The organism is Arthrobacter sp. BE255 (assembly GCF_031457335.1).
GTDB lineage: Bacteria > Actinomycetota > Actinomycetes > Actinomycetales > Micrococcaceae > Arthrobacter.
This window is the reverse complement of the sequence record NZ_JAVDWK010000005.1, coordinates 1-22,054: the sequence shown is the minus strand read 5'-3', so window position 1 is coordinate 22,054 and position 22,054 is coordinate 1. Positions and strand designations below refer to the sequence as shown.

Genomic DNA, 22,054 nt, shown 5'->3' with positions numbered 1-22,054 from the left:
AGCAGAAGCCGGGCTGCAGTCAGTCCGGCCGGCCGCCGTCGGAAGCATCCTCCCGGGACGCTTTGGCGGCGGCTTTCTGTACCACGGCCTCCAGCTCATCGGAGCTGAGCAGCTCCCGGTGCAGGTGCTTGGTGCGGTACCCGGCCCGGCCCACCATGTGCGCGGACACGGGCACGGTGAGCAGCTGGAAGATCCAGGCGACCAGCAGCACCGGCCAGACCCACCACGTCCGCATCTGCAGGCCGATGGACGCCAGCAGCAGGAACAGTCCCAGGACCTGCGGCTTGGTGGCGGCGTGCATCCTGCTCAGGAGGTCCGGGAAGCGCAGCAGGCCCCCGGCCGCGGCCAGGGACATCAGGGCCCCCACGACCATAAAGACGGCGGATACGGCGTCAATGACGGTGTCCACGACGGTTGGCTCAGGACTCATGGGGCTGCTCCCGCCGGTCGGCCACAAAGCGCGCCACGGTCACCGACCCGATAAAGCCGATGATGGACAGCGCCACCAGCAGCATGAGGTTGTTCAGGTGCCTGTTGACGGCCATGTCGATGCACAGCGCTGCACCCAGGATGGCCAGCAGGACGTCCGAGGCCAGGACCCGGTCCAGCAGAGACGGACCGCGCGCGATCCTGATGATGGCTCCCCCGGCGGCGAGCGAAAGAATGACTGCCGTGACAGCCAGGACAATCTGCATCATGCCGCGGCCTCCTGCCTGATTGCGTCCAGTTCCTGCCGGGTGCCCATGATGCGGATCAGACCGGCCTCGATGTCCCTGACTTCCCGGCGGAGCTTTTCCACGTCGTCGGGCGTGCTGACATTGAGCCCGTGGAGGTAGAGGGTGGATGTTGAGCGGTCCACCTCCACCACCAGCGACCCGGGGATCAGGGAGATGACGTGCCCGGTGGCAGTCACCATCAGGTCCTCGTGGCTCCGCAACGGAACGGCGACGACGGCGTTGGTCACCGCGGGTCCGCGGACCACCGCCAGGTACATGACCTGGAAGCTCGCCGCCACCACCTTGACCAGGAATCCCAGCGCGAAGGGCACGGCGTGGCGGATGTTGAACCGGCCGCTCAGGTCCACGGGCGGAAGGTAGAACATCCGGGCCACCGCTACAGCCAGGATGGCGCCGAACAGGAGGTTGCCCGGGCTGAAGTCCTGCCACAGGGCGCCCCAGACGATGACCAGCCAGACCAGGAGGGGCAGCTCCTGGCGAAGGGAGATGCGCCGGCGGCTCATTTGCCTCCTCCGGACGTCAGGATCAGGGGCACGGCGGTTTCTTCGCCGAGGACTGCCTGGATGTAGGAGGACCGGTCCAGCATGTCCCGGGCGGCCTGGTCCGAGACTTTGAACAGCGGCCCGGCGAAGACCGTCAGCGATACGCCCAGCAGGACCAGGCCGAGGGTGGAGCCCACCATGGTCCGCGGCAGCAGCGTGACGTTGTTGCGGCCGCCGCGGCGGCCGGTGTCGGAAGTCTCGCGCGGGGCGAGCAGCACGGGGTCGGGGTGTTCGGCGTCGGACGGCTTGCGCCAGAACGCCCGGTTCCAGACCCTGGCGACGGCCAGCAGGGTGAGCAGGCTCGTTAGGACGCCGCCGATCACCAGCGCGTAGGCCAATGGTGTGCCGAGCTCAATCCCGGCCTGCATGAGGCCCACTTTCCCGAGGAACCCGGAGAACGGCGGGATCCCCGCCAGGTTCATGGCCGGGATGAAGAACAGCAGCGCCAGCAGGGGCGAGAGTTTGGCCAGGCCGGCCAGCCGGTCCACGGACGAACTGCCGCCGCGGCGTTCGATGAGCCCGGTGACCAGGAAGAGGCTGGTCTGGATGGTGATGTGGTGGGCCACGTAGAACACGGCCGCGCCCAGTCCGGCCACCGAGGACATGGCCAGGCCGAACACCATGTAGCCGATGTGGCTGACAAGGGTGAAGGAGAGGAGACGTTTGATGTCGTTCTGGGCCAGGGCGCCGAGGATTCCCACCACCATGGTGAGCAGTGCCGCCACCATCAAGGGCGTGTTGAGGGAGTCGCCGGGGAACAGGAGCGTCTCGGTGCGGACCATGGCGTAGACGCCCACTTTGGTGAGCAGGCCGGCGAACACCGCTGTGACCGGCGCGGGTGCCGTGGGGTAGGAGTCGGGGAGCCAGAAGGACAGCGGGAACACGGCGGCCTTGATGCCGAACGCCACCAGCAGCATGACGTGCAGGAGGGTCTTGGTGCCCGGGTCAAGGTCCGCGAGCTTGAGCGCGAGGTCTGCCATGTTCACCGTTCCGGTGGCGCCGTAGACCATGGCGATGGAGATGAGGAACAGCACCGAGGAGACGACGGAGACCACCACGTACGTGACGCCGGCGCGGATGCGGGGGCCGGTGCCGCCCAGCGTCATCAGGACGTAGCTTGCCGTCAGCAGGATCTCGAACCCCACGTACAGGTTGAAGAGGTCCCCGGAGAGGAAGGCATTGGACACGCCCGCCACCAGGATCAGGTACGTCGGGTGGAAGATCGACACCGGGGCGTCCCGGTCGCCGTCGGCCATGCCCTGCCCGGTGGCGTACACCAGCACGGCGAGGCTGACCGCGGAGGAGACCACCAGCATCAGGGAGGAGAACTGGTCCACCACCATCACGATTCCCCAGGGCGGCAGCCAGCCGCCGATGTTCACCGCGGCGGTTCCGCCCTCCCAGACGGACGCCAGGAGCAGGCATTCGAGCGCCAGGGTGAGGGAGAGCAGCGCAATGCTGACCGTGCGCTGGGCCCGCGAGTGCCGGATCAGCACAAAGGTCAGGGCCGCGCCCAGGATGGGAAGTACGACGGCGAGCGGGGCAAAGCTTGCGATGTTCACTTCACACCTCCTTCTGGGCCTGGGGTGACGTTCTGTGAGCCGGGCTGCTCTTCCGCGGCGGCGTCGACGGCGGCGATCTTCGTGTCGCCGGCCTGGACGGTTTCCTCGCCGCTTCCGGCCGGGGTGTGCTCAGGCGCGGTGCCGTGGTCGGACACGGAGCGCCCGTCGCTGCCGAGCATGGTCAGCGGAAACTCGGAGGTCTCCATGGGTATTTCGGCGTCGTCCTCGGCGTCGAAGCTGGGCGTCTCGGCGACGCGGCGGTCTTCGACGTCGTCCTGGATCTCATCCTGTCGGGCCAAAACCCAGGTCCGGTAGATGATGCCGAGCATAAAGGCCGTCACCGCGAACGAGATGACGATCGAGGTAAGGATCAGCGCCTGCGGGAGGGGATCGTTGTAGTCCTGGGCGGGGGTGTCCTTGGCGTAGAACGGCGCCAGCCCTGCGTACCCGCCCGTGGCGAGGATCAGCAGGTTGGTGGCGTTGGCGAGGAGCATCAGGCCCAGCAGCACCCGCGTGAGGCTGCGTTCCAGGATCAGGTAGATGCCGCATGCGTAGAGTGCCCCCATCACGGCCAGGAGGGTCAGGTTGACGCTCATGCTTGGCCCTTTGCTGTGGTTTCGGCAGGGACACCCTGGGGTTCCTGTTCCTCGGCAGGCGCCGTGGCCTGCGCTTCGAAGTTCTCGTCGATCTCGGCGCCCAGGCTGCGGAGGACGTCCAGTACCAGGCCCACCACCACGATGTAGACGCCGATGTCGAAGATGGTGGACGTGACGAACTTGATGTCGCCGAAGACCGGCAGCCACAGTTCGATGATGGCCGTCTGGAAGACCTGGCCGCCCAGCAGGAGCGGCACCACCCCGGAGGCCGCCGCCGTCGCGAGTCCGATGCCCAGGAGGGTTCCGGCGCTGATGGGGGTGGCCTCCCGCAGTTCAAAGCGGCCGCCCGCGAGGTAGCGGATGGTCAACGCCAGGCCGGCGGTGAGCCCGCCGGCAAAACCGCCGCCGGGCAGGTTGTGCCCCGCCAGCAGCAGGTACAGGGAGAAGATGATCATCGAGTGGAAGATCAGCCTGGTGACCACTTCGAAAATGATGGAACGCCGTTCCGGGGCCAGGGTCCGGCCGGCCACAATCCAGGCATCGCGGGTCGACGCGGCGAACTTCCGGCTGATGGCCAGGGCGGCGGCGTCACGGGAACCCGGGTCGACGCCGGTGTGCCGGCCCACGGTGCCCTCGGCAACCTCGGAGGACACCTGGATCCGGTCGCCGCGTCCACGGACGAAGATCAGGCTGGCAACGCCGGTGGCGGCCAGCGCCAGGACCGAAATTTCACCAAACGTGTCCCAGACGCGGATATCCACGAGGGTCACATTGACGATGTTCAGGCCGCCGCCGCCCTCGTAGGCGAGGCGCGGGAACTCAAGGGAGACGGGCGTGGCAATCCGGGAACCCATGGCATAAATGGCGGCGAAGATCATGGTGACGCCGAAGCCCAGCCCGATGATGACGCGCACCACCCGGTACTTGCCGCCGGTGCGGTCCCGGAGCTCGGCGGGCAGGCTGCGCATGGCGAGGACAAAAGCCACCAGGATGATGGTTTCCACCAGCATCTGGGTCAGCGCCAGGTCCGGCGCTCCCTGCAGGGCAAACATCAGGGCGATGCCGTAGCCCGTGACGGACACCATCAGCACGGCGAGGAACCGCTTGTTGGCCTTGACCGCGGCGAGGGCGCCGATCACGATGCCCGCGGCCGCCACCAGCTGCAGCGGCGAATTGGGGTCGATGAAATACAGGTTGTCCGGGAGCGGCTTGTTGAACACCAGCATGGTGGAGAGCGGAAGGACGCAGGCCACGGAGAGGATGACTGCCAGGTAGAAGTACAGCGAACCTCGCTGCGTGCGGCCGGTGATCCAGACAGCGGTGTCATCCAGCGCCCCGATGGTGTGCTGGTAGGCCCGGTCCGCGTCGATCCAGCCCGGCACACGGTCCTGCGCCCGCGCCACGAGGGTGCGGCCGAAGTACATCGCCAGGCCCAGGGCAAAGGTCAGCGCCGTCAGGCCCAGGGCCGGGGTGAAACCGTGCCACAGCGCGAGGTGGCCGGCCTGCGCGGCCGGTGTTCCGGCGTCGGGCGCGGTGGAGGCGAACAGTGCGGCGTACGGCTGGATCCATTCATCCACGGGTGCCGGCCACAGCCCGTACACGATGGTGAGGAGGCTGAGCAGGGCGGGAGCGGCGAGGAACGACGGCCGGACCACCTTGAACGGGGTCCGGTCGACTCCCGGTTTGGAGGCGAAGGCGCCCCACATAAAGCGGGCGCTGTAGGCGAACGTCAGGATGGAGCCCAGGACGATGCCCGCGAGCACCAGCATGCCCCACGGGCCGCTCTGCGCGTGGTGCACAAAGGCCTCGAGCACCGATTCCTTGGCCACGAAACCTGCCAGCAGCGGGACGCCGGCCATGGAGGCGGCGCCGATGCCGGCGACGATTCCCAGGGCGCGGGACGACGTGAACACTCCGGACAGCTTCCGGACGTCACGGGTCCCGGACTGGTGGTCGATGATGCCCACCACCAGGAACAGCGTTGCCTTGAACAGGCCGTGCGCCAGGAGCATCGCGAGTCCGGCGAGCGCGGCGTCCGGCGTACCCAGGCCCACCGCCATGCTGAGGAAGCCCAGCTGGCTGACGGTGCCGTAGGCGAGGATCAGCTTGATGTCGGTCTGGCGCAGCGCCCGGTACCCGCCCACCAGCATGGTGGCCAGTCCGAGCCCCAGCACAACGGGCTGCCAGTACGCGGTCTCAGCGAAGCCCGGCGCCAGCCGTGCCACCAGATAGATGCCGGCCTTCACCATCGCTGCGGCGTGCAGGTAGGCGCTGACCGGGGTGGGTGCCGCCATCGCCCCGGGGAGCCAGAAGTGGAAGGGGACCAGCGCGGATTTGGTGATGGCACCCACCAGGATGAGGACGACGGCGGCGGCCACCGTTGCGCCGGCGGGTCCGGCTGCCAGCTCGGGAGCCTGTGCCAGGATCGCCGAGATCCGGTACGTCCCGGCGCTGTAGCCGAGCATGATGAGGCCCACCAGCATGGCCAGTCCGCCCGCAGTGGTGACCATCAGTGCCTGCAGCGCGGAGCGGCGGGCCGCGAGGCGGGTGCGGGCGAAGCCAATCAGCAGATAGGACAGGATGGTGGTGAGTTCCCAGAAGATGAACAGCAGGAGAAGGTCGTCCGCCACCACCAGGCCGAACATGGCCCCGGCGAACGCCAGGAGCTGGGCGCCGAAGCCGCCGAGGTCCTGGTCCTTTTTCTTGAAATAGCGCGCACAGTAGACCAGCACGAGGGCGCCGACACCCAGCACCAGGAGCGACATCACCCAGGCAAGGGCATCCAGCCGGAACGCAAACTCCAGCTTGAGCCCCGGAATCCAGGGGAAAACCTCGCTGACAAAGCCGGACTCCGAATAGACCGCCCCGTGCTGCAGGACCAGCCAGAGGAATGAAAGCGCGGGGACGGCAGCCAGTGCGTAGAACGCATTCCGCCCCCAGGCCCTGAACAGAAACGGCGCCACAGCAGCCACCGTAAAGTGCACGGCAAGAACTGTGATCACTGGTATCTCCGCAACGTCAGGGATTCGATTGTCAAAAGTAAGAGCAGGCGGTCATTCGTAAGATTTCAGTGGCCACAGTTTATCAAGATGCAACAGGCACTCCTGCCGCGCCCTGCGGGGACGGCCCGGGTTCGGCGGGTGTCCGGGGTATGCTCCGCCGGTTGTTCGCCACGGGCGGATACCATTCAGCCTATGAACACCGCCAGCGCTCCCGAGGCCATGCAGCCTTCATCGGAACTCGAAGCCGGAAGCCACTCAACCAGCAAGGGCCGCGTCCTGGCGTGGGCCTCCTGGGACTGGGGATCGGCCGCTTTTAATGCGGTGATGACCACGTTCGTATTCACTGTGTACCTGACATCCAACGCCTTCGGCGGCGAGGACCAGGCCTCCGCTGTCCTGGGCGGTGCACTGGCCGTAGCCGGCTTGGCCATCGCCCTGCTGGCCCCCGTGACCGGGCAACGGTCGGATGCGGGCGGGCGGCGCAAGTTGTGGCTGGGAGTCAACACGGCCGCCGTCGCCGTCCTGACTGCCCTGTGCTTCTTTGTGTTCCCGCGGCCGGAGTTCCTGCTGCTGGGCGTGTCGCTGATAGCGCTGGGCAACGTGTTCTTCGAGTTTGCCGGCGTCAACTACAACGCCATGCTCGCGCAGATCTCCACGCCGGCGAACATCGGCAAAGTCAGCGGCTTCGGCTGGGCCATGGGGTACCTCGGCGGCATCGTGGCGCTCCTGGTGGTCCTGCAGCTGTTCGTCCAGCCGAGCTTCGACTGGTTCGGCGCGTCCAAAGAGGACAGCCTCAACATCCGCCTGGTGGCCGTGTTCTCCGCCCTGTGGTTCTTCATCTTCGCGCTGCCGGTCCTGTTCGCGGTGCCGGAACTCCCGCGGCCCCGGCGGGCCAGGTCCCTGGGCTTCCTCGCCTCGTACGGCCTGCTGATCCGCCGGATCAAGGCTATCTACGCCACCAGTCCGCACACCATCTATTTCCTGCTGGCGAGCGCGGTCTTCCGGGACGGGCTGGCCGCCGTGTTTACCTTCGGCGGGATTATCGCGGCCGGCACGTTCGGGTTTGAGCTGTCGCAGGTCATCTTCTTCGCGATCTTCGGCAACGTGGTGGCGGCCGTGGGTGCCGTGATCGGCGGCTTCCTGGACGACCGGGTGGGGCCCAAGGCCGTGATCATCGGTTCACTGGTGGGCCTGCTGATCGCAGGGACGGCCATCCTGGCCCTGGGCAACGGGGACTACGTCTTCTTTGGCACGCATTGGGCCGGCAGCACCACATTCTGGGTCTTCGGGCTGTTTCTGTGCCTGTTCGTGGGCCCGGCCCAGTCCTCATCGCGGGCCTACCTGGCGCGGCTCGCTCCGGACGGCGAATCCGGTGAGCTCTTTGGCCTGTACGCCACCACTGGCCGCGCGGTCAGCTTCCTGGCGCCGTCGCTGTTCACCCTCTGCATCGCGTTGGCCACCCCCCTCGTGGCACAGGGCGAGGCGCAGCGCTGGGGCATCCTGGGCATCATGGTGGTGCTGCTCGCCGGCCTGCTGGTCCTCCTGCCGGTCAAGTCGCCGGACAAGGCCGCCATCGCCGTCGTCCCCGCCGCCTAGCCGAACCGCCATCCAACCAGCGCGAACGTACACTTGGGGCCCCGCGTCCGCGCACGTCCCCGCCCGCAAACGGCGCGAACGTACACTTGAGGCCCCGCGTCCGCGTCTTGTGCGGCGGACGCCCCAAACGGCCGCGCGCGGATTAGGCTGGAGCTATGAACGTGGATGAGACGGACCTCCCCGGCCTCGGCCGGCGGAAGGATTTTATGACCGCTTCAGGGCGCCGCATCGGCGTCGTGGAGCTGCGGGAAGGCCAGACGGAGCTGATCGTCTCCACCTGGGATGATCCCGACACGTGCCAGGCCTCCATTCCCCTGACCGGGGACGAAGCCGCCACCCTGGGCAACCTCCTGGGCGGCCAGCACCTGGCCATGAAGCTGACGGAAGAGCACAAGGAGATCCCCGGCATCGTGACCCGGCAGTTCTCCATCGCTCCGGATTCCCCGTTCCAGAACCAGCCGATGGGCAAGGCGTGCATCCGCACCCGCTGTGGTGTCTCCATCGTGGCGATCATGCGTGAAGGCGAGGTGCTCCCGTCGCCGGGTCCCGACGTCGTACTCCACTCCGGTGATCTGCTCATTGCCGTCGGTACGCAAGAAGGCCTCGACAACGCGGCCGATATCCTCCGCAACGGATAGCCGACATGGACCCGCTGGCCCTGACCCTCATTGAACTGGGGGCCGTTGTGTTCTGCCTTGGCCTGCTGGCCAGGCTGGCCGGACGGATCGGAATGTCCCCCATCCCGCTATATCTTGTGGGCGGTCTCGCCTTCGGCGCGGGCGGGGTGGTCAAGCTTGAAGGCATGCAGGAATTCGCCCACCTCTCGGGTGAGATCGGCGTCATCCTGCTGCTGCTTATGCTCGGATTGGAATATACGGCTGCCGAGCTCTTCACCGGTCTGCGCAGGTCCTGGCAGGCCGGTGTTCTTGACCTCGTGCTGAACTTCCTGCCGGGTGCGGCACTGGCGCTGCTGCTGGGCTGGGGCACGGTGGGCGCGATGGTGATGGGCGGCGTCACGTACATCTCGTCCTCCGGCATCGCTGCCAAGGTCATCACTGATTTGGGCCGGATCGGTAACCGTGAAACGCCGGTGGTGCTGTCAATCCTGGTGTTCGAAGACCTGGCCATGGCCGTCTACCTGCCCATCCTGACCGCCACCCTCGCCGGCGTCAGCTTCCTCGGCGGGCTGACCACTGTGGGCATTTCCCTGGCTGTGGTCACCCTGGTCCTGATGGTGGCGCTGCGGCACGGCCACCGTGTGTCCCAGGCCGTCCACAGCGAGAACTCCGAAGTGTTCCTGCTGAACCTGCTGGGCGCGGCGTTGCTGGTAGCCGGCGTGGCTTCGGCCATGCAGGTCTCGGCGGCGGTGGGGGCGTTCATGCTCGGCATCGCCATTTCGGGCGCCACGGCCCACAACGCCACCCGCATCCTTGAGCCGCTGCGCGACCTGTTCGCAGCCATCTTCTTTGTGGCTTTCGGCCTGAACACCGATCCGACGTCCATTCCGCCGGTCCTGGGCTGGGCCCTGGTCCTGGCCGTCATCACCGCCGCCACCAAGATGGTTACCGGCATCTGGGCGGCCAAGCGGGCCGGAATCGCCCGTCCCGGACGTTTCCGCGCAGGTGCGGCGCTGATAGCCCGCGGCGAATTCTCCATCGTCATCGCCGGCCTGGCCGTTGCCTCTGGCGTGGTCCCGGACGAGCTCGCCGCGCTGGCCACCGCCTACGTGCTGCTCATGGCCATCATGGGACCGCTCGCCGCCCGGTACGTCGAACCGGCCCTGAAGGCTTTCAGCCGCCCGGCCCGGGTGCCCGCGCAGGCGTAGGCTGCAGCGCGCCCGCCCGGCAACACACGCCTGCCCTGCACCCCGCCACCTCACCTCTCGGCGGGACTAAATCTCTGTGCGGTGGAAGTTCAGGTGGCTGCGGCTGGCCGTGGGGCCGCGCTGGCCCTGGTAGCGGTTGCCGTATTCGCCGGAGCCGTACGGATGTTCGGCGGCGGAGGTCAGCCGGAAGAAGCACAGCTGGCCGATCTTCATGCCCGGCCACAGCTTGATGGGCAGCGTGGCCATGTTGGACAGCTCCAGGGTCACGTGGCCGGAGAATCCGGGATCGATGAACCCGGCGGTGGAGTGGGTCAGCAGGCCCAGCCGGCCCAGGGACGACTTTCCTTCGAGGCGCGCAGCGATGTCATCGGGCAGGGTGACGGTCTCGTAGGTGGAACCGAGCACGAACTCGCCAGGGTGCAGGATGAACGGTTCCCCGGTCTCTACTTCCACCAGGCGGGTCAGCTCGGGCTGCTCTTCCGCGGGGTCGATGTGCGCGTATTTGTGGTTGTCGAACAGCCGGAAGAAGCGGTCGATCCGTACGTCCACCGAGGACGGCTGGACCATCGCGGAATCGTACGGTTCAAGGACAATCCGTTGGGAGTCTATTTCGGCACGAATATCGCGGTCAGAGATCAGCACGCCTCCCAAAATACCGCATCCATTGTTACCGCCGTGCGCCGGGTCTAATGTTGCCTCAGAATGACAGCCGCCGGATGGTCTCCCGGTTGGTCCGAATGAGCTGGGGATAGTCTTGAGAAAATTTGCATCGCCTGCGATTGTTGCCCTGTTCTGCGTCGTGGCGCTGGCGTCCCCGGGCGCCGGCAACCTGGCGGATTCCGTCCCAGAGCCTCCCGGCCAGGCGGCAGGCGCCGCGGGCCCCCGGGCTGTGGCACTGGGTCCGGCGTCGTGGGCGGACGACGGCGGAGCGCGCCTGCCGGACAGCGGCACCGGTGCGGGGCTCGCCCCAGCCGTGGAACCGGGCATACGCCCGGCCTCCCCCGCAGGCGAAGCGGGCACGGCCGCCACGGCCGAGACGCTGACCGCTCCGGCGACGGCGGGAACCACGGCTGCGGCCGCACCCGCAGAGCCCGTAGCGCCCGAGCCCGCTTCCATACCGCCGCTGTGGGCTCCGGACGCCGAACTGGCCCAGCCCTCGCCCCCGGCCTCACCCTACAGCGAGGCGGCAACAGCAGTTCCGGATCCGGAGGCTCTTGTGCCGGACAGCAACACGGCAGCCATCCTGACGGTGTTCACCCGGATCAATGAATACCGGGCATCCAAAGGCCTGGCCGCGGTGAAGTATCACGCCACCGTGGCGGGCATGGCCCAGGAATGGTCCAACAACATCGCCACGCGGGAGGTCATCGAACACCGCGCGAGCTTCTGGACCGATCCGCGTGCGCTCAACCCCAACAACGGCGCCGGGGAGGTCATCGCGGTCCGCTGGGACAGGGATGCGGCGCAACTGGTGGAGTGGTGGAAGAGCTCACCGGGCCACAACGCCATGCTCCTCGATCCGCGCTTCAACGTGATGGGTGCCGGCATCACGTACACCGACGGCAACTGGCAGACCACCCCCAACCGCTACACCCTCTGGGGCGTCGTCAACTTCTTCGGCTACACCACGCTGCCGGCGGGAACCACTACGTCCCCGGGCGGGAGCCCGGAACTGCCTCCGCCGACGCCAAGCGCCTGTGATGCCTCCGTCAAGCACATGCCACCCACCCTGGATCTCACCAACGCAGCCATCACTGGCCCGGCCGACCTTGTCAGCATCAACGCGTCCGGCCAACTGATCAACCGTCCCTCCACCGGCAACAGGACCTTCGGGAGCGCAAGACAGATCGGATCCGGATTCGGTACCGCCAAGGAAGTCTTCATCACTGACTGGCAACGGGACGGCGCCTACGATCTCCTGACGCAGTGGGCAGACGGCAGGCTCACACTGCATCCCGGAATCGAAGGCGGCGGCTTCGGCGCTGCCTTCACCCTTGGACAGAGTGGCTGGGCCGGCATGACGCTCGCCGTCGGAGGCTGGTGCGCCAACAACCGGCTGCCCCAGATCGTGGCCATGGACAGCGCCGGATACGTCTACCTGTACCCGAACAAGGGCTTGGCCGACCTGTCAGCACGCACCCTGATGGCCAGCGGCGTCACCGCCGGCAGGCTGGCCATGGTGGATTACGATGCTGACGGATTCCAGGACCTCCTGGCCCTCCAGGGCACCGGCGCCGTCCTGCTCTACCGCGGCGCCGGGACCCCCGCCCCGCGGGCAGAAGCCCGGGCCACCGTGGCCACGGGCTGGCAGGATGTCACAGCAATCCGGCCGCTGAAGGATGTCACGGGCCTGAACTCCACCGGCGTCGCCCTGCGCCGGGCCAATGATGTGGTGCAGTACTGGGACCTGACCGCCGGAAGCCTCGCGTCGCCGTCGAACATTGCGGGAAGCTGGTCCGGCCAGCGCCTCGCACAGTAGGGCAGGCGAAGCGGGCCCCACGGCGGTCCACGACTCAGGAGGACAATAAAGCCCGACGGCGGCACGTACCTTAAGTGGCCGGCTGGAGTTCCAGGACGTTCTTGAGCCGCTCCAGCTGGGCCACTTCGGCCTTCATGGTCCGCTGGGCCACCGTGTTCAGCAGGCCTTTGATCCCCTTCGGCTGGAACTCGAGGGCGAACCTGACCCTGGTTCCGTCGGGCTCCGTGCTGAGGTAATACCCGCCCGCCGGCCTGGCCGGCCCGGCGATGACCTGGAACTGTATTTCTGCTCCCGGCCGGGCCTGTGTGATTTCGAAGTCCCCGGCAACAGGCCGCCCGGACCGGCCTGCCAGCGTCTGCCGGTACACGGCGCCCTTGGTTCCGGCGGCTCCGGCGGCCAGGCCGATGCTCCGGATCCCGTCCCGCCATTGCGGAAGATTCAGCCCGTCAACCAGGAAGGTGTAAACAGCCATCGCGTCACGACGGATGAGTACCTCGTGCTCTGCGAATGCCATGGGAATCCTTTGTTTGACGTCTACCTCCGAGATAGCCCGTCTCCCCCCATGACACCGCGGCTATCCGGTTCAGAGTAGTCAGTCGTTTCGCCCCGCACCTAGCTACGGACGGGTACGTTATTGAAGAGTTACTGGATGACGCTGGCCGCCGCCGCAGACACGATGCAAGCCCTATGGCGCTGGTGACGGCGGGGCGGCACAACTGCGCTAAGCTAAGTTCTGCCCCGCCCAAATCGGGGCACTGCGGCTGTAGCTCAATGGTAGAGCGCTAGCTTCCCAAGCTTGATACGCGGGTTCGATTCCCGTCAGCCGCTCCACTTCCCCGCAGCACCCGGATACCGCGCACGACGCCGGCTCTAACCTTTCTTCCCCAGCCTCACCTGGCGCTCCAGCGCCTTCTTAAGCGCCGCCAGCCGGGCCGCCTCCTGTTTCCGGCAGGCGCCCTCCTTTGCCCCGGAAAACATCCGCCCGAGCCCCTTCGGAACGTAATGCGCCGTGACTGTCATGCGCGTGCTGTCCGCCACCGGATACACCACGTAGGAGCACGTGATGGTTTCGGTACGGCCCTCCAGGTGCTCCGTCCAGGACCGGTCCGGCACCAGATCGCTAAAACGCGGCACCAGGTCCTCCTGGCCCGGCACCGCGGAACGCGCCTGCGCGTCGACGCAGAACGCGTAGACTTCCGGCCGTCCGCAGGGGATCAGGATGGTGCTGTGGATCTCGATGGTTCCCATGGTGCTGTTCCCGTGACTCCGCAAAGGCCTGCCCGGCGCAGTGCCCAGAGCGTCATTTTCACACCGGGAACCTGCCCGCACAATCACCGCCGCGCCCAACGGTGCCCGCCGGCTCCGTCCCGCCGCGGCCCACGGCCCGTTAGGTGCTGCGGTGTATCGTCAGAAGTCAGGAACCTCTTCGGTTCCGCTACAGGAGCAAACATGGCTGACAAGTCCCCGCGTCAAGCAGCATCCAAAAAAGCCGGCAAGTCCATCAAGGAAAAGCGCGCCGACAAGCGGGCAGCCGCAGCGCCGGCAAGCTCCCTGGACATCACGTCCAGCAAGGCCGCCAAAAAGAAGTGAGTGGCAGACAGACCCAGCTGAGCCTGGGAGTCCTGGCGTCCACACGGAAACCGGACGAGCGCCGCCTTCCCATCCATCCCCTGCACTTCGAGCGCATCGCCCCGGAAGTGCGCGAACGCATCATCCTGGAGCAGGGCTACGGCGAGCGCTTCGGCATCTCGGATGACCACCTCTCCACCCTTGTGGGGAAAATGGCCACCAAGGAAGCGCTGCTGGCGGAGGCCGACGTCGTACTCCTGCCCAAACCGCAGCCGGAAGACCTCGCCGAACTGCGCGACGGCCAGGTCCTCTGGGGCTGGCCGCACTGTGTCCAGGACCGCGCCATCACGCAGCTGGCCATCGACAAAAAGCTCACGCTGATTGCGTTCGAGGCCATGAACCACTGGGCCAGCGACGGCGGTTTTGGCCTGCACGTGTTCCACAAGAACAACGAGCTCGCCGGGTACTGCTCGGTCCTGCACGCCCTCTCGCTGACCGGCTCAACAGGCGACTACGGGCGGCGCCTCAGCGCCGTCGTGATCGGCTTCGGCGCCACCGCCCGCGGCGCGGTGACCGCGCTGAACGCCCACGGCATCCACGATGTCCAGGTGCTGACCAACCGCGGTGTCGCCGCGGTGGGCGCCCCGATCCACTCGGTCAACATCGTGCAGTTTGATCACGACGCCGAAGCCCCCTTCCTGAGCCAGGTCATCACCGAGCGGGGCCGGGTTCCGCTGGCACCGTTCCTGGCCGAAAGCGACATCGTGGTCAACTGCACGCTGCAGGATCCGAACAATCCGCTCACCTACCTGCGGACCGAGGACCTGGCGGCGTTCAGCCCCGGAAGCCTGATCGTTGACGTGTCCTGCGACGAGGGCATGGGCTTCAGCTGGGCGCGGTCCACCACGTTCGCCGAGCCGATGTTCACCATTGGCGACCACATCAACTACTACGCGGTGGACCACAGCCCGTCCTACCTCTGGAATTCCTCCAGCTGGGAGATCAGCCAGGCCGTGCTGCCATTCCTGGAGACGGTCATCGGCGGCCCGGAAGAGTGGGACGCGAACGAAACCATCTCCCGGGCCATCGAAATCCGCGACGGAGTGGTCCTGAACAAGGATGTACTGGAGTTCCAGCAGCGCCAGGCGGAGTACCCGCACCTGGCCGTTTAGGCAGTTCACGAATCCCGGGCCTGTTCGCGGATCCTGGCCTTGTATGGTCAGCTCCGCGGACAAGCCCGGGATTTCCGCTTTAACTAGGCTGCCGCCGGCCGGTTAACGATCCGCACCGGGTGGCGGCGGTCCTTCAGGTCCACCCTGAGCTTCAGCGCACCCTTGCGGGCAAGGACGACGCCGACTGTCAGGGCCGCGAGCGCCGGAACCCCGCCGGAGACGAGCAGCGCAACGTGCGGGTCCAGGTGTTCGGCGATCCAGCCGAGCATGGGGCCGCCGATGGCCTGGCCGCCGATCAGCACCATGATGTACAGGCTCATGACGCGGCCGCGGATGCCCATGTTGGAGTTGATCTGGACCAGCTGGTTCGATCCGGTGAGGAACATCAGGCACCAGAAGCCGGACAGGACCATCACCACGCTGAACCACAGCATGGACGGCGCCAGTGCGGCCAGGCACAGCATCAGGCCGTACATTCCGGCGCAGAACACCACCGAGCGGAGCCGCAGCTGCCGGCGCCGGGTCGACGCGACGGCACCGCAGAGTGCGCCCAGCGCCACCAGGGCGTTCAGCAGGCCGTAGCCGCCTGCGCCGACGTCGAACACGTGGTCCGCGAAGGCTGCCAGCAGCACCGGCAGGCTCATGGCGAAGACCGCGATGAATCCGGCCATCAGCCATGGCCAGTAGATGGTCGGCTTGCTCAGGGCGTACTGCAGCCCCTCCCGCAGCATGCCCTTTTTCTTGGGGGCCGGGGTGCTGACGAACAGCTGGTCCTTCCGCAGGAGCAGCAGCATGGCCACCGTGGAGCAGCAGGCCAGCGCATTCGCGGCGAAGGCCCAGCCGGCGCCAACCGCGGTGAGCATCAGGCCGGCGAGCGCGGGGCCGATCAGCCCGCCCAGCTGGAAGGTGGTGGAGTTAACGCTGATGGCGTTCCGGAGATACTTCGGTCCCACCAGCTCATTGACGAACACCTGCCGGGCGGGCTGGTCCAGCACGGTGACCAGGCCCAGCACCAGGGCGATCACGTAGACGTGCCAGACCTGCACCGCGCCGCTGAGGGCCAGGACGGCGAGCGCCGCAGCGAGGACCCCGGCCATGCACTGGCAGAGAATAAGGATCTTCCGCTTGGCGAACCGGTCCGCCATCATGCCGCCCCACGGGCCCAGGAGGAGCGAGGGCATGAACTGCAGCGCCACGGTGATGCCCACAGCGGTCACCGAGCCGGACAGTTCCAGGACCATCCAGTCCTGGGCAATCCGCTGCATCCAGACGGCGATCACCGCCACAAAATGGCCGATGGCGAAGATACGGAAGTTGGGGACCTTCAGGGAGATGAACGTGTGCTTCCAGGGCAGCCGTTCGCTGACGACGGCGATGGGCTGGGTTTCGGAACTGGCGGAGTCGATGACGGGCTGGCTGACGGTTGCCGACGATGGCGGTGGGGGTGCCACAGGGGTGTCCTCAAGTAAACGGGCGGGATGGGATGCCCTTAACGCTAGGCTGACCGGGCATGATTATGTAGGGTTATTGTGTCTATAACTCGCATTGCGGAACGTAATAGTCCCGTCCCGGGCCGGCTTCAGGCGGCCCACACCAGCCAGCCAAAAGGAGCCTTCCGTGTTCGAACCCGCCCAGCTCCGCTCGTTCCTGGCCGTGGCGGAAACGCTCAGTTTCACCAAGGCGGCCGAACGGCTGGGGCTCGCGCAGCCCACCGTCAGCCAGCACGTGCGGAAACTGGAAGCGGCCGCCAAGCGCGTCCTGGTCACGAGGGACACCCGCGACGTCCGGCTGACAGACAACGGGGATGCCATGGCCGGGTTCGCCCGCACCATCCTCTCCGCCCACGATGCCGCCTCGCGCTACTTCTCCGGCTCCGCCATGCGCGGCCGGCTGCGTTTTGGCACCGCGGACGACCTCGCCATCACGGGCCTACCCCGGATCCTGCGCGAGTTCCGCCAGATCTACCCCCAGATCAACCTCGAACTCACCGTCGGCCAGAGCGACCAACTGTACAAAAGGCTCAACGCCGGCCAGCTGGACCTGGTTTTCGTGAAGTGGGTGGCCGGAGCCAAGGACGGCACGGTGGTCCAGCATGATTCCTTCTCCTGGGTGGGACTGGAGCAGACGTCGCTGGAGCCCGGAAATCCGGTGCCACTGATCGCCTACCCATCCCCCAGCCTCAGCCGGAAACTGGCCATCGACGCCCTGGAATCCCACGGCCGGACCTGGCGGATCACGTGCACCACCCGGCAGATCAGCGGCGTGCTGGCCGCGGTCAGGGCCGGCATCGGCGTCGCGGTGATGCCGTCGTCGCTGGTCCCGGAAGACCTGAAAATCATCACCCGGCGCTTCGACCTCCCGCCGGTGGGCGACGTTGATTTCACCCTGATCCGCAACCCGCTGGCCAATGCCGAAGTCATCGATGCCCTGACCCAGGCCATCGTCGGAAGGACCCTGAAAAAGTCGGCCTAGGGCGTCCCGGCGCCTCCGCCATCCGGAGCGTCGGGGCTGTGCCTTCGCCAAAACCATTGATGCCGAAGCCCGCATCGCCTATGCTGGATTCCCATGGGTCAAGCAGAGGCCGGTTTTGACACAACGAGCGCGCGCCTGCAACCCATGGGCCGGTCGCGCTCGGGATAGGCAGCCAATGAAGACAGCCAGTAACTCCCATCTCCACTCAGCACCTCCACGTCCGCACACCGCACGGCCACAGGTCTCACACCATTCCCATTTTGGGGCAGGAATGCCCACAGCCGAGTCCGAGTACGTCGGCAAGCCCACCTGTGACAACTGCGGCACGGACGAATTCATCTATCTGGAGTCGTACATTCCTCCGGTTTACCGGCGTGACGGGGCGGTCAGGACACTGGGCGAAGTCGCCTACACCTGCACCCGTTGCGAACAGTTCTCCGCCCACAGCGTTCCCGCGTCGTGGACTCCCCCAGGCTGGTACCTGGGCTAACTTCCGAGGTCTTAGGGCTCGCACTACACGCAGCCGACCCCCTACTACAGCGAAAGGCCCGGCGGCCACCCTCAAGGTGGCTGCCGGGCCTTTCGTCTGTCCGGGAGTTCGGGTGCCCTGGATCCGGGGCGTCCTAGATCAGTGCATCGGAGAGGTGGTTCGGGGTGCCGAAGCGGTGGGCGGTGATGCTGATGGCCTGCTCGTGCAGGAACGGCAGCAGCTCCACGCGTCCGGCCTCGGTGACCGGGTGGGCGTAGATCGCCAGGTCCGGGCGGCCGCCGGTGGCCTCCGCCAGGGCGGTGGCGTCGCCGCCGATCAGGCGGATCCGCGCACCGGAGAGCTTGCCCGCAGCGGCGAGGCGTGCCGCCGAAGCCAGCCAGCCGGCGTCGGACTCCACCGCGACGGTGATGTCCAGGCCGGTGAGCACGGAGCGCAGCCGGGCGGGAAGTTCGACGGCGGTGGACACCGTCAGTGCCGAGCCCGCCAGGACGCCGGCGCCCACGGTCCGCGCCAGGTGGGCCAGCAGGGCGCCTTCGGAGAGACGTACAGTGACCGGCAGCGCACGGTAGCGGAAGATGTTCCGCTCAGCGCTCAGGCCGGAAACGTCCTTGGCTGTGCCGAATTCGTCGGCCCAGGCCTGGGCGTCGGAGCCCAGCGCCCGCTGCAGGGACTCCAGTTCGGCCGGCTGCAGGGAGCCTGCGGCCGCGTCGAGGACTCGGCGGACGACGGCGTTGGTGACGGTGGCCGTGGCCGTGGCTTCGGCACCGACCCAGTCGCCGAGGCCGGCCAGGTAGTTGGGTCCGCCGGCCTTGGTGCCCGCGCCCACGGCCGATTTCTTCCAGCCGCCGAACGGCTGGCGCTGCACAATGGCGCCGGTGATGCCGCGGTTGACGTACAGGTTGCCGGCCTGGATGGAGTCCAGCCAGATGCCAAGCTCGTCCGGGTTCAGGGAGTGCAGGCCGGCGGTGAGGCCGTACTCGATCTGGTTCTGGATGGCGATGGCTTCTTCAAGGGTCTCAGCCGTCATCACGCCCAGGACCGGTCCGAAGAATTCGGTGAGGTGGAAGTAGGATCCGCGGCGGACGCCGTGGCGCACCCCCGGGCTCCAGAGCCGGCCGGTCCCGTCCAGCTTGCGCGGTTCAACGGCCCAGCTTTCGCCTTCGCCGAGGGTGGTGAGCGCGTTCAGGAGCTTGCCGTTGGCGGGCTCGATGATGGGGCCCATCTGGCTGGTGGGGTCCTGCGGGTAGCCCACCTTCAGGGAGGTGACGGCGTCGACCAGCTGGTTGTGGAACCGCTTGGACTTGGCCACGGAGCCCACGAGGATCACCAGTGAGGCTGCGGAGCACTTCTGGCCGGCATGGCCGAAGGCGGAGTAGGCCACGTCCTTGGCGGCCAGGTCCAGGTCCGCGCTGGGGGTGACGATGATGGCGTTCTTGCCGCTGGTCTCTGCCAGGAGCGGCAGGTCCTTGCGGAAGGAACGGAACAGCTCGGCGGTTTCGTAGCCGCCGGTCAGGATCACACGGTCCACGGCGGGGTGGGAGATCAGCTGCTGGCCGAGCTCACGCTCGCCGAGCTGCACCATGGTCAGCACATCCTTCGGGACGCCTGCTTCCCACAGTGCCTCGATCATCACGGCACCGCTGCGGCGGGCCTGCTTTGCGGGCTTGATGACGACGGCGGAGCCGGCGGCGAGTGCCGCGAGGGTGGAGCCGGCCGGGATGGCGACCGGGAAGTTCCATGGCGGGGTCACGACGGTGAGCCTGGCAGGCACGAACGTGGCGCCGTCGACCTTTTCCAGCTTGCGGGCGGATTCGGCGTAGTAGTGGGCAAAGTCCACGGCTTCGCTGACCTCGGGGTCGCCCTGGTCGATGGTCTTGCCGGTTTCGCTGGCCATGACCTCCAGGAGGTCGGCGCGGCGGGCCTCCAGGACGTCGCCGGCGCGGTGCAGGATCTCCGCGCGCTCGTCGCCGGACAGTGCGCCCCACGCCTTGCCCTTTTCGACGGCGGTGGCGATGACCGTGTTGAGGGTGTCCGCGTCCGTGATGGTGGCGGCTTCGACGGCGGCGTTGCCCAGGGTGGAGGACGGGATACGGTCCAGGATCGCGCGGCCCCAGATGCGGTTGGCGGGCAGCGACGGGTCGGTGTCAGGGGTGTCCTTGAACGAATCGTGCGGCAGGGGCTGCGGCGGGAGGCTGCGGTTCTGCTGGCGGTTGGCCGGCGGCACGGCGTCGTCGAGCCTGTCCAGGGAGGCGAGGAAGCGCTGCTTCTCGCGTTCGAAGAGGACCTCGTTTTCGCTGAGCTCAAAGACGGCGGACATGAAGTTGTCCTGGCTGGCGCCTTCTTCGAGGCGGCGGATCAGGTAGGCGATGGCGACGTCGAACTCGGCCGGGTGCACCACCGGGGTGTAGAGCAGGAGCGAGCCGACGTCCTTCTTGACGGCTTCGGCCTGGCCCTGCGCCATGCCCAGCAGCATCTCGAATTCGATGCCTGATTCCACGCCGCGCTGCTTGGCCAGGAGCCAGGCGAAGGCGATGTCGAAGAGGTTGTGGCCGGCCACGCCGATGCGGATGTTGTTGATCCGGTCCGGGTGCAGGGAGTAGTTGATGACGCGCTTGTAGTTGGTGTCCGAATCCTGCTTGGTGCCCCAGGTGGCGAGCGGCCAGTCGTGCAGCGAGGATTCGACCTGTTCCATGGGCAGGTTGGCGCCCTTGACCACGCGGACCTTGATGGCGGCGCCGCCGTTGGCGCGGCGCTTCGCGGCCCAGTCCTGGAGCCGGATCATGGCGGAGAGGGCGTCCGGGAGGTAGGCCTGCAGCACGATGCCGGCCTCGAGGTTCTTGAACTCGGGCTTGTCCAGGATCCTGGTGAAGACCGCGATGGTCATGTCCAGGTCCTTGTATTCCTCCATGTCCAGGTTGATGAACTTGGCCTTGCTTCCCTTGGTTGCGAAGGATGCGGCGCGGGTGAAGAGCGGGGTGAGCTTCTCGACGACGTGCTCCACCGCCTCGTCGAAGGCCCACGGCGAGTGCGGGGCCACGGTGGAGGAGACCTTGATGGAGACGTAATCCACGTCCGGGCGGGCCAGCAGCGTGTGGGTTCCCTCGAGCCGGCGGGAGGCCTCGTGCTCGCCGAGGACTGCCTCGCCGAGGAGGTTGACGTTGAGCTTGACGCCGTCCTTGCGGATCTTGGCGATGGCCGGGCCCAGCTTGGCGTCGGTGGCGTCCACGATCAGGTGGCCCACCATTTCGCGGAGCACCTTGCGGGCGATCGGGATGACCACCTGCGGCAGGACCGGCGCCATGGCACCGCCGAGCTGGACAGCGCTGCGCATGTACCAGGGCAGGAACGCCGGGACCTTCGGCGCGAGGGCCGCGAGGTTGCGGGCGGCCACGTTCAGGTCCTCGGGGCGGACGACGCCGTCCACGAAGCCGACGGTGAAGTCCAGGCCGTTCGGATCCTTCAGCACGCCGGCGAGCTGCTCGGCCGAAGCGTCCACGGGAACCTTCGAAGCCTCCGTCAGCCAGCGGCGCACCAGCCCGATGGTTTCGGCCGCCAGGGCACGGGCCTGGGGCACGTCAACGTCAGCTGTGCGGGGCGCGGATCCGGCATTCACGCCTGGCTCCATAGCAATGTTGGTCATGGCTGCAACTCGTTCTTTCCGTGGGTTCTGAAGGGGTCTTATTCATCAGTATGAGCCTGCAGTCACATAAGATAAAGCGATGTTTCCTAAGCAATACCGGTTAGGAAACCCAACTCTTTTCTGAGCCGTCCGATCGGTCAGAAAATCCCCCGATCCTCTCTCACTTCCTGCACATTTTCGGCCGACCCTCTCTCACTTCCTGCAGCTTTTGGGCCAACCCTCTCTCACTTCCTGCAGCTTTTGGGCCAACCCTCTCTCACCTTCCCCCACAACAGATTGCGCTCGTCAAGTTTTTGAGACAGTTCTCGTTGTTGTTGGTTAGGCGGCCAGGGGTTCCTGAACGGTTGTTTGGTAAGCGGTGTGGGCAGTTAC

The 22,054-nt window shown here is 66.9% G+C and carries 19 protein-coding genes and 1 tRNA gene; 9 read left to right on the top strand and 11 right to left on the bottom strand.

Annotation, left to right across the window (positions count from 1 at the left end; genetic code table 11):
- Positions 1 to 19: 19 nt before the first annotated feature.
- Genes mnhG through J2X42_RS10460 form a run of 6 tightly spaced genes read right to left on the bottom strand, consistent with a single transcriptional unit; the run spans position 20 to position 6,439 of the window.
- Positions 20 to 430 carry a monovalent cation/H(+) antiporter subunit G gene (gene mnhG / locus J2X42_RS10485; RefSeq protein WP_310164848.1) on the bottom strand — a complete coding sequence of 137 codons (411 nt, stop codon included), beginning with the start codon at positions 428 to 430 and terminating at the stop codon, positions 20 to 22.
- Positions 420 to 698, bottom strand: a complete 279-nt coding sequence (locus J2X42_RS10480; protein ID WP_310164847.1) for a monovalent cation/H+ antiporter complex subunit F — start codon at positions 696 to 698, stop codon at positions 420 to 422. Before J2X42_RS10480 ends, mnhG begins: the two co-directional genes overlap by 11 nt.
- Positions 695 to 1,240: a Na+/H+ antiporter subunit E gene (locus J2X42_RS10475; RefSeq protein ID WP_310164845.1), complete on the bottom strand. Its 546-nt coding sequence runs from the start codon at positions 1,238 to 1,240 to the stop codon at positions 695 to 697. Before J2X42_RS10475 ends, J2X42_RS10480 begins: the two co-directional genes overlap by 4 nt.
- Positions 1,237 to 2,841 (bottom strand): Na+/H+ antiporter subunit D, encoded by a 1,605-nt coding sequence (locus tag J2X42_RS10470; RefSeq protein WP_310164843.1) that lies wholly within the window; start codon positions 2,839 to 2,841, stop codon positions 1,237 to 1,239. Before J2X42_RS10470 ends, J2X42_RS10475 begins: the two co-directional genes overlap by 4 nt.
- Complete coding sequence (locus J2X42_RS10465) at positions 2,838 to 3,437, bottom strand: Na(+)/H(+) antiporter subunit C (RefSeq protein ID WP_310164841.1); 600 nt, start codon at positions 3,435 to 3,437, stop codon at positions 2,838 to 2,840. The genes J2X42_RS10470 and J2X42_RS10465 overlap by 4 nt, the downstream gene beginning before the upstream one ends.
- Entirely contained in the window at positions 3,434 to 6,439 is a 3,006-nt protein-coding gene (locus J2X42_RS10460) for a Na+/H+ antiporter subunit A (protein ID WP_310164840.1), read from the bottom strand. Before J2X42_RS10460 ends, J2X42_RS10465 begins: the two co-directional genes overlap by 4 nt.
- A gap of 192 nt (positions 6,440 to 6,631) precedes the next feature.
- Between J2X42_RS10460 and J2X42_RS10455 the strand changes: the two genes are divergently transcribed.
- The 3 genes from J2X42_RS10455 to J2X42_RS10445 all read left to right on the top strand — a co-directional run bounded on the left by J2X42_RS10455 (position 6,632) and on the right by J2X42_RS10445 (position 9,860).
- Complete coding sequence (locus tag J2X42_RS10455) at positions 6,632 to 8,035, top strand: MFS transporter (protein ID WP_310164839.1); 1,404 nt, start codon at positions 6,632 to 6,634, stop codon at positions 8,033 to 8,035.
- Between the two features lie 155 nt (positions 8,036 to 8,190).
- Positions 8,191 to 8,673: a cation:proton antiporter regulatory subunit gene (locus J2X42_RS10450; RefSeq protein ID WP_131134605.1), complete on the top strand. Its 483-nt coding sequence runs from the start codon at positions 8,191 to 8,193 to the stop codon at positions 8,671 to 8,673.
- A gap of 5 nt (positions 8,674 to 8,678) precedes the next feature.
- Positions 8,679 to 9,860: a cation:proton antiporter gene (locus J2X42_RS10445; protein WP_310164836.1), complete on the top strand. Its 1,182-nt coding sequence runs from the start codon at positions 8,679 to 8,681 to the stop codon at positions 9,858 to 9,860.
- A gap of 66 nt (positions 9,861 to 9,926) precedes the next feature.
- Here J2X42_RS10445 and dcd read toward each other — a convergent pair whose 3' ends face one another.
- On the bottom strand, positions 9,927 to 10,502 hold the full coding sequence (gene dcd, locus J2X42_RS10440; RefSeq protein ID WP_310164834.1) for a dCTP deaminase: 576 nt from the start codon (positions 10,500 to 10,502) through the stop codon (positions 9,927 to 9,929).
- A gap of 112 nt (positions 10,503 to 10,614) precedes the next feature.
- On the opposite strand from dcd, the gene J2X42_RS10435 reads away from it, so the two are divergent.
- Complete coding sequence (locus tag J2X42_RS10435) at positions 10,615 to 12,339, top strand: CAP domain-containing protein (protein ID WP_310164831.1); 1,725 nt, start codon at positions 10,615 to 10,617, stop codon at positions 12,337 to 12,339.
- A 70-nt stretch (positions 12,340 to 12,409) separates the two neighbouring features.
- Here the strand turns inward: J2X42_RS10435 and J2X42_RS10430 are convergent, their stop codons facing one another.
- Positions 12,410 to 12,853, bottom strand: coding sequence for an SRPBCC family protein (locus J2X42_RS10430; RefSeq protein ID WP_310164829.1), 444 nt, complete (start codon positions 12,851 to 12,853; stop codon positions 12,410 to 12,412).
- A gap of 243 nt (positions 12,854 to 13,096) precedes the next feature.
- On the opposite strand from J2X42_RS10430, the gene J2X42_RS10425 reads away from it, so the two are divergent.
- Positions 13,097 to 13,170 (top strand) — tRNA-Gly (locus J2X42_RS10425).
- A gap of 39 nt (positions 13,171 to 13,209) precedes the next feature.
- Here J2X42_RS10425 and J2X42_RS10420 read toward each other — a convergent pair.
- Positions 13,210 to 13,587: a hypothetical protein gene (locus J2X42_RS10420; protein ID WP_310164827.1), complete on the bottom strand. Its 378-nt coding sequence runs from the start codon at positions 13,585 to 13,587 to the stop codon at positions 13,210 to 13,212.
- A 201-nt stretch (positions 13,588 to 13,788) separates the two neighbouring features.
- On the opposite strand from J2X42_RS10420, the gene J2X42_RS10415 reads away from it, so the two are divergent.
- Positions 13,789 to 13,929 (top strand): hypothetical protein, encoded by a 141-nt coding sequence (locus J2X42_RS10415; protein ID WP_165478350.1) that lies wholly within the window; start codon positions 13,789 to 13,791, stop codon positions 13,927 to 13,929.
- Entirely contained in the window at positions 13,926 to 15,080 is a 1,155-nt protein-coding gene (locus tag J2X42_RS10410) for a N(5)-(carboxyethyl)ornithine synthase (RefSeq protein WP_310164824.1), read from the top strand. Before J2X42_RS10415 ends, J2X42_RS10410 begins: the two co-directional genes overlap by 4 nt.
- Positions 15,081 to 15,163: 83 nt before the next feature.
- Here the strand turns inward: J2X42_RS10410 and J2X42_RS10405 are convergent, their stop codons facing one another.
- Positions 15,164 to 16,531 (bottom strand): MFS transporter, encoded by a 1,368-nt coding sequence (locus J2X42_RS10405; RefSeq protein WP_310164822.1) that lies wholly within the window; start codon positions 16,529 to 16,531, stop codon positions 15,164 to 15,166.
- Between the two features lie 166 nt (positions 16,532 to 16,697).
- Between J2X42_RS10405 and J2X42_RS10400 the strand changes: the two genes are divergently transcribed.
- Both J2X42_RS10400 and J2X42_RS10395 read left to right on the top strand, forming a co-directional pair.
- A complete protein-coding gene (locus tag J2X42_RS10400; protein ID WP_131134618.1) occupies positions 16,698 to 17,552 on the top strand; it encodes a LysR substrate-binding domain-containing protein in 855 nt (284 codons plus the stop codon).
- 271 nt (positions 17,553 to 17,823) lie between these two features.
- Positions 17,824 to 18,042, top strand: coding sequence for a hypothetical protein (locus tag J2X42_RS10395; RefSeq protein WP_242633488.1), 219 nt, complete (start codon positions 17,824 to 17,826; stop codon positions 18,040 to 18,042).
- Positions 18,043 to 18,175: 133 nt separating this feature from the next.
- Here J2X42_RS10395 and J2X42_RS10390 read toward each other — a convergent pair whose 3' ends face one another.
- Complete coding sequence (locus J2X42_RS10390) at positions 18,176 to 21,682, bottom strand: bifunctional proline dehydrogenase/L-glutamate gamma-semialdehyde dehydrogenase (protein WP_310164818.1); 3,507 nt, start codon at positions 21,680 to 21,682, stop codon at positions 18,176 to 18,178.
- Positions 21,683 to 22,054 lie beyond the last annotated feature (372 nt).